Genomic DNA, 1,820 nt, shown 5'->3' with positions numbered 1-1,820 from the left:
CTACCTGCTTTACGTAAAGACTTTTTGGTCGACCCGTACAATGTAGTTGAAGCACGTGCTTTGCATGCTGACTGTATTTTATTAATTGTTGCTTGTTTGTCTGACCAGCAACTCGAAGAAATGTCTAAAACTGCGTTTGAGCATCAACTTGATGTATTGGTTGAAGTTCATGACGAAGAAGAGTTAGAGCGTGCCTTAAAGCTTTCTGAGCAATGTCTATTAGGCGTGAATAACCGCAATTTAAAAACCTTTGATGTAGATTTAAATACTACTATTCGGTTGAAAAAATTACTTCCGGCCTCACGTTTATTGATCACTGAAAGTGGTATTGCGACACCAGATGATGTACGTATGATGCAAGAGCATGATATTCACAGTTTCTTGGTTGGCGAAAGTTTTATGAAACAACCACGTCCAGATCAAGCTTTTACTGCACTTTTTGGACAACCTCAAACGGTTTAATGAAGATATATGAGTAATAAAGATTCATCGCTTTCTAAAGAGCAACAAAAGTTATTGAAGCAATTTAAAAAGCAAATCTCCAATCCTCATTCAAGCAAAATCGCAAATCAGCCTGAGTCTAAAAAATCTCAGGCTGAGTCTGAAGAATTGGAAGACACACATCTATTTAAACAGGCTGTTGCAGGCGTTAAACCCATCAACAATAGTAATATTTCCGATGTAAATACCCCACGTGCCAAAAAAGTTGATGCACAAACACTGGCGAAACGTGCAGCTGCCGAAGGTGGTCGTGATACCGAACATGCCGAGCTATCAGATACACAAGCTGCTTTAAATCCGGTCGCAAGCCAAGCAACGTTAAGCTATCGCATTGCGACTCTTCAACATAAGGTTTTTGAAGACTTAAAAGCAGGCAAGATGCGTTGGTTTGAAGCTGTAGATTTACACGGCTGTACCATTGAACAAGCACGTGACGCAGTTTTACAAATCATCCAGATGGCAAAAGATGAAAATCAAAATGTCATTAAAATTGTGCATGGTAAAGGCCCAGAAGCGGTCTTAAAAACCTATGTCAACGGATGGCTACGCCAACATCGTGATGTTTTGGCATTTGTAAGTGCCCCTGAAAACCAAGGTGGCACAGGTGCTGTTCTCGTACTGCTTAAACGTGCAGAAAAAAATCCAAAATTTGAACAAAAAAAATGATCCTTTGGGATCATTTTTTTACATCAAATACCTGTAATAATTGAGCAACTACTGCAATGGCAATCATTGCAGGTTGTTTTGATGAAATCCCGTCTATCCCGATCGGACAAACCAAACGTTGTAATGTTTCCGAAGTATAACCTCGCACCTGCATACGTTTTTCAAAAATGGCCCTTTTACTTTTTGAGCCAATCATCCCAACATAAGCAAATGGTTTTGCCGTAGGTTTTAAGGCTGTAAAACACAGTTGCAGATCTAGTTGATGATCGTGCGTTAAAATTAAAACTGCACCTGAACGGTCAAAATGTTCGATCTCGGCGTCTAAGGTATCAGTTGTTATACAGTACGCCTGTTCCAGTAAATCGGATGGGAAAATATCATCACGCGGATCAATCCATTTCACCCTCACACCAATAGGTAATAAACAACGGACAATTGCTTCAGCCACATGCCCCGCGCCACAAATCAGCACTTGCATGGTATTTGGTTGAATCTGCTGGCTAAATTGCCATTCTTCACTGCTGCCAGAATGAAACTCGAAACTTGGTTGTTGTTCCCTATCCATCGTTTGCCAAGTGGATGCATATTGATATGAGGCATTACGCGATATATGCTTTCCAGCTCGCCATGCTTGCAAACTCCCAGATAAATCC

3 protein-coding genes are annotated in these 1,820 nt (G+C 40.7%); 2 read left to right on the top strand and 1 reads right to left on the bottom strand.

Annotated features, from left to right (window positions below; genetic code table 11):
- Together VXQ92_RS16525 and VXQ92_RS16520 are read left to right on the top strand one after the other, a co-directional pair.
- The coding region (locus VXQ92_RS16525; protein ID WP_416682558.1) for an indole-3-glycerol phosphate synthase TrpC at nucleotides 1-462 on the top strand (462 nt) is incomplete at its 5' end.
- 9 nt (nucleotides 463-471) lie between these two features.
- Complete coding sequence (locus tag VXQ92_RS16520) at nucleotides 472-1,167, top strand: Smr/MutS family protein (protein WP_416682557.1); 696 nt, start codon at nucleotides 472-474, stop codon at nucleotides 1,165-1,167.
- 10 nt (nucleotides 1,168-1,177) lie between these two features.
- Here VXQ92_RS16520 and xdhC read toward each other — a convergent pair.
- The coding region (xdhC, locus tag VXQ92_RS16515; protein ID WP_416682556.1) for a xanthine dehydrogenase accessory protein XdhC at nucleotides 1,178-1,820 on the bottom strand (643 nt) is incomplete at its 5' end.

The sequence above is a fragment of the Acinetobacter sp. 228 genome, assembly GCF_048147885.1.
The sequence above is the reverse complement of the archived record's forward strand: the minus strand, read 5'-3'. Positions and strand labels throughout refer to the sequence as shown.